At 49.3% G+C, this 12,940-nt stretch carries 9 protein-coding genes; 3 read left to right on the top strand and 6 right to left on the bottom strand.

Translation table 11 applies throughout. From position 1 onward, the window contains the following. Window positions 1-107 precede the first annotated feature (107 nt). The 3 genes from C1A11_RS09730 to C1A11_RS09720 all read left to right on the top strand — a co-directional run bounded on the left by C1A11_RS09730 (window position 108) and on the right by C1A11_RS09720 (window position 4,342). Window positions 108-620, top strand: a complete 513-nt coding sequence (locus C1A11_RS09730) for an NADH-quinone oxidoreductase subunit NuoE family protein (protein WP_102050278.1) — start codon at window positions 108-110, stop codon at window positions 618-620. Further along, window positions 617-2,512 carry an NADH-quinone oxidoreductase subunit NuoF gene (locus C1A11_RS09725; RefSeq protein ID WP_102050277.1) on the top strand — a complete coding sequence of 632 codons (1,896 nt, stop codon included), beginning with the start codon at window positions 617-619 and terminating at the stop codon, window positions 2,510-2,512. The genes C1A11_RS09730 and C1A11_RS09725 overlap by 4 nt, the downstream gene beginning before the upstream one ends. A gap of 90 nt (window positions 2,513-2,602) precedes the next feature. Then, window positions 2,603-4,342 carry an NADH-dependent [FeFe] hydrogenase, group A6 gene (locus tag C1A11_RS09720; protein WP_102050276.1) on the top strand — a complete coding sequence of 580 codons (1,740 nt, stop codon included), beginning with the start codon at window positions 2,603-2,605 and terminating at the stop codon, window positions 4,340-4,342. A 286-nt stretch (window positions 4,343-4,628) separates the two neighbouring features. Here the strand turns inward: C1A11_RS09720 and C1A11_RS09715 are convergent, their stop codons facing one another. The 6 genes from C1A11_RS09715 to C1A11_RS09690 all read right to left on the bottom strand — a co-directional run bounded on the left by C1A11_RS09715 (window position 4,629) and on the right by C1A11_RS09690 (window position 12,901). Beyond that, window positions 4,629-6,050: a M56 family metallopeptidase gene (locus C1A11_RS09715; RefSeq protein ID WP_180950312.1), complete on the bottom strand. Its 1,422-nt coding sequence runs from the start codon at window positions 6,048-6,050 to the stop codon at window positions 4,629-4,631. 1 nt (window position 6,051) lies between these two features. Beyond that, window positions 6,052-6,408, bottom strand: coding sequence for a BlaI/MecI/CopY family transcriptional regulator (locus tag C1A11_RS09710; RefSeq protein WP_102050274.1), 357 nt, complete (start codon window positions 6,406-6,408; stop codon window positions 6,052-6,054). Between the two features lie 124 nt (window positions 6,409-6,532). Beyond that, the gene (locus C1A11_RS09705) at window positions 6,533-7,882 is read right to left on the bottom strand and encodes a sodium-dependent transporter (RefSeq protein ID WP_102050273.1); all 1,350 of its coding nucleotides are present in this window, start codon (window positions 7,880-7,882) and stop codon (window positions 6,533-6,535) included. A gap of 231 nt (window positions 7,883-8,113) precedes the next feature. Further along, window positions 8,114-10,006, bottom strand: coding sequence for a hypothetical protein (locus C1A11_RS09700; RefSeq protein WP_145995751.1), 1,893 nt, complete (start codon window positions 10,004-10,006; stop codon window positions 8,114-8,116). Window positions 10,007-10,373: 367 nt separating this feature from the next. Beyond that, window positions 10,374-11,402 (bottom strand): TAXI family TRAP transporter solute-binding subunit, encoded by a 1,029-nt coding sequence (locus tag C1A11_RS09695; RefSeq protein WP_102050271.1) that lies wholly within the window; start codon window positions 11,400-11,402, stop codon window positions 10,374-10,376. 251 nt (window positions 11,403-11,653) lie between these two features. Next, on the bottom strand, window positions 11,654-12,901 hold the full coding sequence (locus tag C1A11_RS09690; RefSeq protein ID WP_102050270.1) for a sodium/glutamate symporter: 1,248 nt from the start codon (window positions 12,899-12,901) through the stop codon (window positions 11,654-11,656). Between the last annotated feature and the right edge of the window lie 39 nt (window positions 12,902-12,940).

The following is a 12,940-nucleotide window of genomic DNA, read 5'->3' as shown; positions in this document are numbered from 1 at the left end:
ATGAGCGGGTAAAGTGTAGATATTTTTTTAACATAGTATTGTATTTTTATAGTTTTTATCTATAACTCTAAACAACATGCTTAAATGCCACAGCAAGGAGGAACCCCATGGAAGAAAAATTCGTACATACTTTTAAGGGAACGCTGACTCAAGAGCATCAGCTCAAAGAGCTCATCGAAACCTACCGTACCCTGCCAGGCGGCTTAATGCCGGTATTGCAACAGGCCCAGGGCATCTATGGTTATCTGCCTATTGAAGTGCAGACAATGATTGCCGAAGGGCTTGGCATATCACTTTCGGAGGTATACGGCGTTGCCACCTTCTACTCTCAGTTTACGCTGGTGCCAAAAGGAATCTATCGCATCAGCGTCTGCCTTGGCACAGCCTGCTATGTCAAAGGCTCGGCCAAAATATTAGAAACCATCGAAACAAAACTTGGCATCAAAAGTGGCGAATGTACACCAGACGGCCTTTTTTCGATTGATTCTACACGCTGTGTTGGCGCCTGCGGCCTCGCTCCTGTTATTATGGTAAACGAAGAAGTTTACGGCAAGGTAACCCCGGCACAGGCAGAAGCTATTATTGAAAGCTATATCGAAAAAGGAGGACGGACCGAATGACACTAGAAGAACTTGCAAAGATTCGTGCCGAAAAAGCCGACCTTGTGGCGGTGCGCCGCCTTGTCAAAGAAAAAGCCGAAGAAATGGCCGCCAAAACATCCTATCGCAAACAGGTGCTAATTTGCGGCGGTACCGGCTGCACCTCCTCGGGCAGCAAGCATGTTGTGGATGCACTGGAAGAGGCACTGAAAGAAAGTAAGCTGGAGAAAGAAGTGCTGCTTGTAAAAACCGGCTGCTTTGGCCTTTGTGCTCTCGGCCCCATTATGATTGTTTATCCTGAAGGCGCTTTTTATAGCCAGATTACACCTGAAGGTGCGCGGCGCGTGGTAAAAGAGCATCTGGCACAGGGCGGCAGCGTAGTAAAGGAACTTCTCTATCAAGAAACTGTACATACCGATGGCAGCATTATTTCACTTTCTGAAACTCAGTTTTATAAAAAGCAGATGCGCGTAGCGCTGCGCAACTGCGGTGTTATCTCGCCTGAAGATATTGATGAATATATTGCCGTTGACGGCTACCAGGCACTTGCCAAGGTGCTGACAAGCATGACCCCCGATGATGTTATCAGGGAAGTAACGGCTTCCGGTCTGCGTGGACGCGGCGGCGGCGGATTCCCCACCGGCAAAAAGTGGGCGTTTGCACGGGCTTCGGAGGGCGACATGAAGTATGTTTGCTGCAATGCCGACGAAGGAGACCCCGGTGCATTTATGGACCGCTCGATTCTGGAGGGCGACCCCCACTGTGTGCTTGAAGCGATGGCTATTGCCGCTTATGCAATCGGCGCACAGCGCGGCTATGTTTACATCCGGGCAGAGTACCCCATCGCTGTGCAGCGTCTTGCGATTGCACTTACGCAAGCACGCGCTCACGGCTTGCTTGGCAACAATATTTTCGGCACCACCTTTTCGTTTGATATCGAGATTCGTCTGGGGGCTGGCGCATTTGTCTGCGGCGAAGAAACGGCCTTAATGACTTCGATTGAAGGCCACCGCGGCGAGCCGCGGCCCCGTCCTCCCTTCCCCGCCGTCAAAGGCCTGTTTGGCAAACCGACAGTGCTAAACAATGTTGAAACTTACGCCAATGTCTGCCCCATAATTTTAAAAGGCTCTAAATGGTACAGCTCTATCGGCACTGCAACTTCAAAGGGCACCAAAGTCTTTGCTGTGGGCGGCAAAATTACCAATATTGGCCTTGTAGAAATCCCGATGGGCACCACGCTGCGCGAAATTATCGAAGAAATCGGCGGTGGAATCCCAGACGGCAAAAAGTTCAAAGCAGCACAAACAGGCGGCCCTTCGGGCGGCTGCATCCCAGCCTGCCACATCGATACCCCGATTGACTATGATAGCCTGCTTGCGCTGGGTAGTATGATGGGTTCTGGCGGACTGATTGTACTGGACGAGGACACCTGTATGGTGGACATCTCGAAATTCTATCTTGAGTTTACCGTGGCAGAGTCTTGTGGCAAATGCACCCCCTGCCGCATTGGCACCCGCCGACTGCTGCAGTATTTAGAGAAAATCACCTCCGGACATGGCGAGCCGGAGGACCTTGAAAAGATTGAAGAGCTGGCACTGCATATGAAGAGTTCTTCGCTGTGTGCACTGGGCCAAACAGCTTCAAACCCCGTGCTTTCCACCATTAAGTATTTCCGTGATGAGTACGTCGCCCACATTGAAGATAAGAGCTGTCCTTCCAAAGTCTGCAAAGATCTGATTGTTTACGAGATTGACCCCTCTAAGTGCCGTGGCTGCACCAAGTGTGCACGGCTTTGCCCAGTAGGGGCCATCGCCGGCAGTCCCAAGCAGATGCATGTTATCGACCGCGAAAAGTGCATTAAATGCGGCCTGTGCATGCGCAACTGCAATTTTGACGCCGTTTACACGAGATAACAGACCTTTGCCTTTACCGCTAAACTGCCACCGCAGTAGGCTGTAAAACAGACAAAACAAACGCTATCCCCAGAAAGGAAGGATTGCTATATGGATATGATTCATCTGAAAATCAACGGATTTCCGGTTGAGGTACCGGCCGGCTCATCGATTCTTGATGCAGCCAAAGCCGCCCAAATCGAAATTCCTTCACTGTGCTTTTTAAAAGATCTCAACTGCATCGGTGCCTGCCGTGTTTGCGTAGTAGAGATCAAAGGCCGCAACGGGCTGGTCGCTTCTTGCGTTTGTCCCGCAGAAGAGGGCATGGAGGTGCTGACCAACACTCCCAAAGTGCGTAAATCACGAAAAACCACAATCGAGCTGATTCTCTCCAGCCACCGCAAAAAATGCCTTTCTTGCGTGCGCAGCGACCACTGCGAACTGAAAAAGTTGTCATTTGACTATGCGGTAGACGAAGACCGTTTTCGCACCGAAGAAACGCATTACCCCATTGACGGGCTTGCCCCTTATGTTGTGCGGGACAATAACAAGTGTATCCAGTGCATGCGCTGTGTTGCGGCTTGCAATAACATGCAGTCCGTCTCGGTGATTGGTGCAATTCAGCGCGGCTACCATGCACATGTGGGCTGTGCTTTCGAGCGCAGCTTGGCAGATTCACCTTGTGTAGGCTGCGGCCAGTGCATCGTTGCCTGCCCCGTTGGCGCATTAAGCGAAAAAAGCCAGATTGACGAGGTCTGGGATGCCATCAGCGACCCGCAAAAGAAAGTTGTGTTCTTCACCGCGCCCTCCATCCGAGCTACGCTTGGCGAATGTTTTGACCTGCCCATCGGCACCAATGTAGAAGGACAGATGGTTGCCGCAATTCGCCGCCTGGGTGTAGACGGCATCTTCAATATGGACGTCACCGCTGACCTTACCATTATTGAAGAAGCACATGAGCTGGTAGAGCGGATTCAACGCAAGGGCGAACTGCCGATGTTTACCTCCTGCTGCCCCGGCTGGGTTAAGTTTTGCGAACATTACTATCCCGAAATGCTGCCGCATCTTTCTACCTGCAAATCTCCGCAAGAGATGTTTGGCGCATTGCTGAAAACCTACTACTGCCAGAAAATGCGCATTGAGCCGAAAGATTTATACGTGGTCAGTGTCATTCCCTGCACCGCCAAAAAGTTTGAAATCGGTAGAAAAGAACTGCGCACCTTCGAGTTTCAGGATGTCGATGTTGCACTCACCACTCGTGAGCTTGCAAGAATGATTCAGGGCGCTGGCATTAAACTGCGCGATTTAAAGGCCGAAGCTTTCGACGATCCGTTTGGCATTGCTTCGGGCGCTGGCGCTATTTTTGGTGCCACCGGCGGTGTGATGGAAGCTGCACTGCGTACCGCTGCTGTCACCCTTGGCGGTGATTTGAAAAAAGTCCCGGAGTTTAAAGAGGTACGCGGCACAGCAGACATCAAAGAAGCCAGCTACGATCTTGCTGGACTGCGCATCAACGTAGCAGTTGCCTCCGGGCTTGCTAATGCGCGCGAAGTGCTGCGCCGTGTCCAATCGGGCGAAAAAGAGTATCACATGGTGGAGATTATGGCCTGCCCCGGCGGCTGTATTAATGGCGGCGGCCAGCCACTACAAAGCGACAGCGTGCGCAACTATGTTGATTTGAAAACACTTCGCAGTGCTGCTCTTTACGATTTGGATAAAAAATCAAAACTTCGCATGTCACACGAGAGTCCTGTAACAAAGCAAATCTATGACGAATTTTTAGATGGTCCCGGCAAGCCACGGGCACATAAACTGCTGCACACCTGCTATGTAGAGCGCAAAGCATTCTAATCCTTTGCCCTATTTTTCAGATTGCCCAGCATTTTATGCAGGGATTTTATGCTTTCTTTAATTAGCTATGATTACTTGCCCTCCTGATTGCAGGCGGCGTTCTCTCTTTTGAGGGATGCGCTGCCTGCAATTTTATTTTGTCAATCTGCCATCGGCCTTTATCAATTTTGTTGTGTATTTCAGGAACTGCAAAACAAAAGAGCCCGCGGCTATCCGCAGGCTCTCGTTTTATAAACAGAAGTCTTTTCACTTTGTGCCGTGGCCGACTTTTTTGGGCCATCACTTGCTAGGACTCAGGTGGCTCGGCGGGCTGACTTTCAGCTCCTTCCGGTTCTTTTTTAAAGTCCGGTATTTCCATTCCCTGCTCCATCAGTTTCCAATCCGAAAAATCTTCCGGGCGTTCGCGACTGGTGACTTTAAAGTAATACGACCCATTGCCATAATCCTCGTCTTCCGTCTTCCATGTTTGATTAAAGGCATTGTAACGTAAAATGTACTCAGTCCAGCTTCCGTCCCATCCCTCAAAACCCAGCCGCATGTCATTGGTCCCGTCGCTTAGCGGTTTTGCCCAAACCGCCTTTGCACCAAAGCGCAGCTCATGCGGTGCTAAATCCTCATCGAAAGAAGAATTCATGCTTTTCCAGTAAAACTGCTCAAAGGTCGTTTGTATCTCTTCTTGCGGGCCGCGCGGCGGTGGGTTTGCAATGAGCAAAAATCCAAGTGCCAGCACAAGGCCGGTACTAATCCAGCGCATCGCTGGATTACGCTCACGATAATGAACTAAATGCCGGATGCGCACCGCAGCCTCACATTCGCCAAAAGCAGTGGGTGTACCCCACAGCGGTTTTGCTGAAGCAAGTTCCAGTAGCATATTAGCATATTCTGCTTTGCGCTCGTTTCCAATCCGGTGCAGCGTTTCCTCATCGCAGGCGAGCTCGATGTCTCGGCAAAAAATACGATAAGCAACCCAGATAAGCGGATTAAACCACTGTATCACGCAAGCTGCAAAAAATAAAGATTTCCAATAATCGTGAAAGCAATGGATATGACATATCTCATGTGTTATTGCAATCTCGCGATAATGCTCTGACAACTCTTCTTGAATGCAAATTTTCGAATTCCGCCACCCATTATAAACAAAACTGGTGGGCAGCCCTTGCGAAAACCAGATTTCGGTATGGTTGCGGGCACGGTAGCGGTAAGGCGCTAGTATCGCATTCGCTTCTTTCTCGCTCAGCTTCTGGGCTCCGTTTAATTGCATCAAATTTTTTAGGGTCAAACTGCGCCACAGCGTAATTGCAGCAAACACCGCCATGCCGACTATCCAAACAACCGCGAGCCAGAAAAAGATGCGTTCGGTAATCTGCATTGCCTGTTCGGGCGTGTCACCGGGCAGATAGGATATGCCTCCCGGGAGTAAAATCTTGCGCGTTGTACCACCACTCGACAGCTCCGAAGGAAAATATTCTGCCCCGTCGCCACCAGCAAACCCTTGCGTGCGCGGCACTAAAAGGGCCTGCAAGCCGAAGGAAAAGTGAAAAATATAAGGATAGAAAAACGCCCAAAAAACAGGCCACCAAGCAAGACCGGCCGCTTGTGGCGGCAGCTTTTTTAGTAGTGGACGAAGCAGCAAAAGCACTAAAATAACAATGCTTGCTGTAACACTACTGTTAAGAGTATTCAGAAACAAGCTTCTAAATAACCACATGCTAGCCATCCTCTCTGCTCTGGTCAATCAGTGCTTTTAATTCCTCCGCTTCTTGTTCTGTCAATTTTCTACCACTTAAAAATGCCGCAAAAAACCCGGGCAGGCTGCCACTTTTTTGCACCAGCGCATCGCCTTCGGCGCGCAGTACCTCTTGGCGGCTGACAAGTGGCGTAATATGTGCATTTTCGTTTTTCAAAACACCGCGCTCGCCTAGCTTGCGCAGCATCGTGTAGGTTGTGCTTTTTTTCCAGCCGACCTGCTCTGCTGCAAGCCGCACCAGTTCTGTAGAGCCGACACTGCCCTGCGCCCAGATGATTTCCATCAAACGATATTCCGCTTCAAACAGCTGTGTTTTCATTCTGCACCTCTTTTGATTTATCGCGATAAACCTTCTTGTTATTGAGTCTATCGTAATAAACCTAAGCTGTCAACCTTGAAAATGCAAAAACAGCTCTTTGCATAAAGCAAAAAGCTGTTTTTTGTTAACCAATGCCACCATAAAAAATGCCGAGCAGAAATACCACGGCAGTTAATCCACAAAAAAGGTATCGGGTCATTGGCTCAAGCCAGCGTCCAATGGGTTTATTGCGTCCCTTTTGCAGCTCGTTGCGGGCAAAGCTTTTGCCGCAAACCCAGTAAAACATAACACCCGCAAGCCCCGCGCCCAGCGGGCAAAGATAGATAGAAACAAAATCCATCCAGCCGCCTACAATGCCTTGGATGCCCACGCTGACCAGCGCACCAAACGCCAGCACCAGTGCTACAGCTTTCGCCCGAGGCAAAGTAAATTTTTGTTGTAACGTAACAATCGGCGCTTCGTAAAGGTTAATGAGCGATGTAAGCCCTGCAAAAAGTACCGCAGTAAAGAACACAATCATCAATAATCGCCCACCGGGCATACCGCGGAACAGGTGCGGCAAAAAGATGAACAGCAGCCCCGGCCCGCCCTGTGTCAGGGTTTCGCCTACCGTTGCCATGGCGGGGATAATCACGAGTGCCGCCAGCAGCGCCGCCAAGGTATCAAACAGTGCAACTTTCCACGCGGCGTTTAAAATATCCTCTTCGTCATCGAGGTACGAACCATACACTAAAGTTCCGTTGCCCGCAAGCGAGAGAGAGAAAAATGCTTGTCCCAGCGCGTAAATCCAAGTTTTAGGGTCTGCAAGCAGCACAGGGTCAACCGTGAACATATAGCGGTAACCTGCCGCTGCGCCCGGCTGTAACGCCACATAAACAGCAATGCCCAAAAACATCACGAAAAAGAGAGGCATTAGCACTTTGTTGACTTTTTCAATGCCACCTGCCACCCCTGCGACCACAATAAAAAATACAATTGCAAGCCCTACAAGTTGCCAAAAGGTATTGCCAAAGCTTTGTGCGGTATCGTTAAATCGGTCGGCAAACTGCTGGACCGTTTCAGGCGCAAGCCCGCTGCCCGTGTACGCACCGGCGGTATAGCGGGCAATCCATCCCACCACGACCGAATAGCCTATGGCAAGTGCCATCGAGCCAAAAACGGGAATTAGCCCCAGCACTGTGCCTACTTTTTGAGACCATCCTTTACGCTGTGCCGCTTGCTGAAAAGCCCCTACCGGCCCCGAGCGGGTCGCTCTGCCAAACGCCATTTCGCCAATTACCCCTGAAAAACCGATAACCATAACAAAAAAGAAATAGGGCAGCAAAAAAGAGCCACCGCCGTATCCGGACACTCGCACAGGGAATAACCAAATATTGCCCATGCCCACAGCTGAGCCGATACAAGCTAATATAAATCCCCATTTTGTGCGAAATCCATCCCTTGCTCTGCCAGCAGAATGTTTAGCGTGTTTCATCCGTTTCTCCTCTATTTCAGCATATCCGCATTTGGTTTTCTCATCGGCTTATACGCGGCTCTGCGTAAATTGCAAAATTCTCACTGGCACTTATGCCAGAAGTTTTATTGTATCATATTCTGTCCCATTTGTCTTTGCATGCCCAGAATTGCTTGAAGCGAAAGCACAAAAAGCCGGAGCATTATCGTCTGCCCCGGCTTTTATTGGATAATTTATAAATAAAAAAATGATTTATTGCACCGGCTCCATCATAATGCGACGCAGTTTTGCCGTTCCGTCTGGCTGCTGTACCACTTCAAACATTCTGTCTACTACAACCTGACTTTCGTCCTCAAAAACAGAAATGTAATCCCGCACAAACTGGTCTTCCGGGCAATGGATATATACATAGTCATATTCTTTGGCCAACAGCTGACTCCACTCTTCGGCGCTGTATTGCTTGACCCACGGTTCTTCGGAAGGTTCTGCCGCGATGATTGTTGCCTGTTCAGGCAAAGTTTGCGGCAGCAGCTCATAGCCTACAATCAGCTGTGTTTTGCCTGCATCGTTTGCGGTAATCAGATAAAGGCGCGGATCTGACTGCCCCAGCTGACGAATATATGCAGCCGTGCGCTGGTAAAGATAGCGGTCGTGGTGCGTTTGTGCCGCTGCCGTTGGGGCGTTCAGCAAAAGAGTGACAAAATTGCGACTGGTCGCAAACGGAAGGACCAGTGCTGCCGCCAACACTGCCAATGTGAACTGCAGGCTCTTTTTCTCCGCTGCGCACAGTGCCCAGCAAAGCATCCCCGCCGCAAAAACCACCATTGAAGTAATAAGCGAAGAAAGGTAACGGTAAAAAGACGCCAGAACTACTGCCTCTTCTGGGTCAAATGCAAACAAATAACTTGCAAGCAGAGACACAACAAACGCTAAAAAGAGGCCTGCGCTACCGGCAAACGCTATGCAAATTCTTTTTCTTTCATTTTTAGGGCGCAGCAAGCAGACGAGTACGCCAGCAAGTAGCGGCACCAGCACCCAGCAAACCGGTGAAGCAAATTGTCCCGGGCCATAAGCACCAGTGATAAACAAGTCTGTTTTGAATTTTGTAAGTACTTTCGCACGGTAACCTGTGCTGCGACCTGTCAGTAGCGACCATATGTCCCCTACTGTTGTCTGCACCTGCCAGCGCTCTGCTACCCCTACCGCAGCAAGGTATAGCTTCCACGAAAGCTTGGCCGCTGCAACCGCCAAAAGCGGGCTAACAGCAAGCAGCGAGCGCAATGCGCGCTTGTGCTGCAACTGCTCCTGCCCAGCCAACTCTTTGTACAATACAAGCATTACGACGTAGCAGCACAGTACAGCAAGCCCCGCGCCAGTACCCTTGAGCAAAGTTAATACAAAACAGCCCATGTTAACGAGAAAAAGTCGTGGCCTTGTTTTACCGGGCAAAAAAGTCACAAGCAGCAAAAAGGCTACTAAAATCCCCATCGGCATTTCTACGGCAACCTGATAATATGGGTGGTCTGTTGCAACCGCCGGTGCAAGCACCAAAACTGCACAGCTAAGCAGTGCACCCACCGGGCGCTTTTTTGCAGAAATAGCCCCAAGCGGATACAGTAGCATAGATGCCGAAAGTAATGCGCCGGATAACATAACAGCATCTTCACGAAACGGCAAGCCCAAGGTTTTGAGCAAAACATATTGCAGCAATGCAAGCGCCGGTGGATAAGACTTAAATAAATCGCTGGAAGCAGGAGCGCTGTACAGCTCATCGCTGTAATACATGATTTTAACGGAAGAGCCCCAATGAGAAAACTCGTCCCAGTCAAAAAATATTCTGCCGCGGCAAAGCCACCAAAGTAAGGCCGCAAATACACAAAACGCCATCATCGCAAAGCCGACCTCGCGCACGGTAAGCGTTTTCGTTTTGAAAAAGGCATAAATGCAATAAAGCAAGGCAGCCACAGCCAAGCCGCGCAGCAACCCAGGCGCAAGCCACAAGCCACCAAGCACCGCCAAAAGATAGCTGCTTATAATGATTAAAAAGCAGACCAGGGGCAGGCAATATGTAAATTTCTGTTTGCTTATTTGCATCATTGCCACTGCAAAAAGCAGCAGCAATGATGTTATCATTAAAAAAGGCACTCCGCTTTCCTCCTATTCCCTTGGCTTTTGCAGACGCTTTATTGTCTCTTCTCTCGCGTTATTTTTTCTGCCAAAGAGCAGTACTGCCGCATCAAAGGGATAAAATTTGAGAAATAAAACGAAAATTATCAATGCAGAAAAAGCACAGCTACATTTCTTAATATTTGAGCCAAGCTTAACAAATCGTTTCTACGTTGTAAAAGCAAAAGAAGCAAGGGATTTTGTTCTATATTTCGACATTGTCTTACAGTATTTTACAGTAATTTTTTACCATATTCAATTATTGCTTTTATTTTTCAAAAACAAAAAACAGAACCTATCTTTTGACAGGCCCTGTTTGCAGTGTTTCTTTTATAGCAGGAAAAGACTAATCTTGCACCAGGCCACGCTCGCGGTAAAACTTTTCTGCGCCTGGGTGCAGCGGTACAGGAAGATTACTGTAACAAAAATCTTCTTTTTTCATCTCCGCCATCACAGGTTGTTCCGCAGCCATTTCTTCTACCGAATCGTACAAGGCTTTGGTAATGGTATAAACCAGTTCCTCATCCATATCCGCGCTGACACAAAGTAGGCATTTCACCCCAAAGGTTTCTACCGGCTGTGTTTGCCCTGTATAAGTGCCCGCCGGAATAATCGAGCGCGAATAGCTGGCATTGCGGGCTAAAATTTTATGCAATTCCTCATCCGTATATTGGAGTAACCGAGTCGGCGTTTTTTGGGCCATTTCTTCGAGTCCATTGATGGGGATGCCCGCAAATCCATGCACTGCATCCACATCATTCTCCATAACGGCAGTGCCGGCGGTGCCCAGCCCGTAATTTAAAAATTGCGTGTTGTTTTTATTAATGCCAAGCACCGTCAGCGCATTTCGCGCAGAGAGCTCGGTAGTAGAGCCTTCCGGTCCCAGAGCCACGCGCTTGCCAATCAAATCGTGCACGTAAACGATATCTGCATTTTCACGCACCATCCAGTTAGACAGGCTGGAATATACCGCCGCAATCACACGCAGGTTTTCCACCGGCTTGCCTGAAAATTCTGCTTTGCCCTCATATGCTACCAATGCCACATCAGCGCTTACAAGGCCCATATCAATCTGGCCATTTTCAATGCCCTGCACGTTGGCAAGCGAGCCGCTGGAAGCGCTGGTATTAACTTTTAAAAAGGGTTCTTTTGCGGTGAGCGCCTGTGCAATTGCACTGCCTACTGGGTACATAGTGCCCCCACTGTCTGCTGTGCCGATGGTAAGTATCATAAGCTGCGGCTCAGACGTTTTGTCTGGGCGCAAACCTGACGTGGTGGAATCCCAGAAAGGTCTGCTTGCCACACCGATACCGGCCGCCAGTATCAGGATGCCAACCACCCCGGCAGCAAATTTGCTTATCCGCTTTTTGTCCACCGCACCTCACCAAACCTTTGCTTGTATTTTCATCGCAGACAGATTTCACACCTTCTGCATTATAATTTAAATTCGCCTCACATTAAGCCTTCTAGGCAATTACTATGCTTTTTATGTACAAAATTACTATACCATAATTTCAAGACTTTTTCTATCAAAGGTCGCGAGAAAAAAAGAAAAACGAGTGCCCGCTAATATAGCAGGCACTCGTTTTATCATTTTAATATACAACAAACAATCGGTAGAACCGCTTATTTCATAAAACTGCCGAAGATGGAAAGGAAAATCGGGTTGTAGATATCGTCGATTACAACCGCGAAGGAAGGATACAGCACCCATGCAACGTTGTGCCAGCCGTATTGCTCCATAACTGCTTTTTCGTTTGCAACAGCGTTCGGGCCAGAACCGCAGCCCCAACCGCAGTTGCCAGCGGCCATAACAGCAGCGCCGTAATTGCGGCCAAACATATTGTACGAAACGAAGATAGCAAACAATGCCATAAAGATTGCCTGTACCAACAGGATGATACCCATCTGGCCTGCAACAGGGGCAAGCTTGGTGATATCGATGGTCATAAGTACCAGTGCCAGATACAGCTCTAGGAACATATGTTCAATGGCGTCAACTTCGGGAGTGTAGAATTTGATGTTGGTTGCTTCCATTACGTTGCGGGCAATTGCACCGGCAAAGAGGCAGCCGATAAACTTCGGCATCTCAATCATCGGGATATTGTCGAGCAGGCAGTAAATGGGCATGCCAAGTGCTGCTACGAGCAAGCACATTGCAAACATCGAAATCATGCGTCCGTTATCCAAAAGTGCAGCAGAACCGTTCTGTGCTGCTTCCGGCTTGTCGTTGGGGTCTGCAGAAAGGTGGTGACGGCTGATCAGGAAAGCTGCAACCGGGCCGCCGATGAGGGAGCCCATAATGTTGCCCATGGTACCTGCCGCAACACCAATGGTGGTTGCTTCGGGTGCGCCCATACTTTCGAAAATGGGGCCAAAGGCAGAAGCCGTGCCAACACCGCCAGACATAGATGCGGAAGAGCACTGCAATGCCAGCAGCGGGTGCAGGCCAATCAGTTTGCCAACCAGCACGCCGAGGATGTCCTGGCCGGTGATAAGCAAGCAAGCAGCAACAGCAATCATGATGCACAGCTTACCGCCCGCTTTTTTAATCATTTTAAAGCTGAAGCCAAAGCCAACACAGAGGAAGAACAGGTTCTGGCAAAGGTCCTGCATGGTTTTGGTATCGAACGAAAGGGCGATGGTGCCGGATGCCTTGACTGCTGAAATCAGCAGCGAAAAGATGAGGCCCGCTACAACCGGTGCGGGAATCGCGTATTTCCGCAAAAGTTTCGAGCGAGAAACGATAGCGCGACCGACGAAAATAACGATTGCCGCAATGCCCAAAGTAATTAAGTACTCGAATTTGAATGACGCAATTGCCCCATCCGCCGCAGGGGTATAAGTGCCAAAGTAACTTAAAATGTCCATGATTTATTACCCTCCAACCTTTTTTGAAGCGCGCACTTCACT

It is taken from the genome of Pygmaiobacter massiliensis (genome assembly GCF_900199435.1).
Taxonomy (GTDB): Bacteria; Bacillota; Clostridia; order Oscillospirales; family Ruminococcaceae; genus Pygmaiobacter; species Pygmaiobacter massiliensis.
Note: the sequence above shows the minus strand (reverse complement) of the source record. Positions and strands in the feature narration are given on the sequence as shown.

Excerpts from the sequence above, each read along its gene's own strand:
- C1A11_RS09705 (WP_102050273.1), bottom strand. The coding sequence starts at position 7,882 with ATGAAACACGCTAAACATTCTGCTGGCAGAGCAAGGGATGGATTTCGC.
- C1A11_RS09715 (WP_180950312.1), bottom strand. The coding sequence starts at position 6,050 with ATGTGGTTATTTAGAAGCTTGTTTCTGAATACTCTTAACAGTAGTGTT.
- C1A11_RS09730 (WP_102050278.1), top strand. The coding sequence starts at position 108 with ATGGAAGAAAAATTCGTACATACTTTTAAGGGAACGCTGACTCAAGAG.
- C1A11_RS09725 (WP_102050277.1), top strand. The coding sequence starts at position 617 with ATGACACTAGAAGAACTTGCAAAGATTCGTGCCGAAAAAGCCGACCTT.
- C1A11_RS09720 (WP_102050276.1), top strand. The coding sequence starts at position 2,603 with ATGGATATGATTCATCTGAAAATCAACGGATTTCCGGTTGAGGTACCG.
- C1A11_RS09710 (WP_102050274.1), bottom strand. The coding sequence starts at position 6,408 with ATGAAAACACAGCTGTTTGAAGCGGAATATCGTTTGATGGAAATCATC.